Raw genomic sequence first — 1247 nt, forward strand, 5'->3', positions numbered from 1 at the left:
ACAACGCTCCCCTACCCAAGTACAACAAGTTGTACGAGCCATAGCTTCGGTGGCGTGTTTAGCCCCGTTACATTTTCGGCGCAGAGTCACTCGACCAGTGAGCTATTACGCACTCTTTAAATGGTGGCTGCTTCTAAGCCAACATCCTGGTTGTCTGTGCAACTCCACATCCTTTCCCACTTAACACGCACTTGGGGACCTTAGCTGATGATCTGGGCTCTTTCCCTCTTGACGACGGATCTTAGCACTCGCCGTCTGACTCCCGGAATTCAAGTTTGCGGCATTCGGAGTTTGACTGGACTTGGTAACCCTTGGCGGGCCCCGCACCCAATCAGTGCTCTACCTCCGCGACTCATTTCCGAGGCTAGCCCTAAAGCTATTTCGGGGAGAACCAGCTATCTCCGAGTTCGATTGGAATTTCTCCGCTACCCCCACCTCATCCCCGAGCTTTTCAACGCTCGTGGGTTCGGGCCTCCAGTGCGTGTTACCGCACCTTCACCCTGGGCAGGGGTAGATCACACGGTTTCGGGTCTACGTCCACGTACTGATTCGCCCTATTCAGACTCGCTTTCGCTGCGGCTCCACCTCTTCGGCTTAACCTCGCACGGGAACGTAACTCGCCGGTTCATTCTACAAAAGGCACGCCATCAGCCGTTAATGGCCTCTGACTTTTTGTAAGCGCACGGTTTCAGGTTCTATTTCACTCCCCTCCCGGGGTGCTTTTCACCTTTCCCTCACGGTACTGCTTCGCTATCGGTCGCTAGGGAGTATTTAGCCTTGGCAGATGGTCCTGCCGGATTCCGACGGGGTTTCCCGTGCCCCGCCGTACTCAGGATCCGTCTAGGCATACGCAAGCTTTCGGTTACAGGGCTTTTACCTTCTGTGGCCGGCCTTTCCAGACCGCTTCGCCTAACCTGCTTTTGCCATATCGACGTCCTACAACCCCGATCCCCGAAGGGATCGGTTTGGGCTTTTCCGCGTTCGCTCGCCGCTACTGACGGAATCACGTTTGTTTTCTTTTCCTCCAGGTACTTAGATGTTTCAGTTCCCTGGGTGTGCCTCCATGCTGCCTATGTATTCAGCAACAGGTGACTGCGTATTACCGCAGCCGGGTTTCCCCATTCGGACATCCCCGGATCGAAGCCTGCTTACGACTCCCCGAGGCATTATCGTAGTTCGCCACGTCCTTCTTCGGCTCCTAGCGCCTAGGCATCCTCCGTGCGCCCTTATTAGCTTATCCAAGATTT

1 rRNA gene is annotated in these 1247 nt (G+C 55.1%); it reads right to left on the reverse strand.

Annotated features, from left to right (window positions below):
• Positions 1-1240: ribosomal RNA gene (locus IDH45_RS33715) — 23S ribosomal RNA — on the reverse strand; the annotation flags it as partial.
• Positions 1241-1247: the final 7 nt, after the last annotated feature.

Source organism: Paenibacillus oceani (genome assembly GCF_014705615.1).
Taxonomy (GTDB): Bacteria; Bacillota; Bacilli; order Paenibacillales; family NBRC-103111; genus Paenibacillus_AB; species Paenibacillus_AB oceani.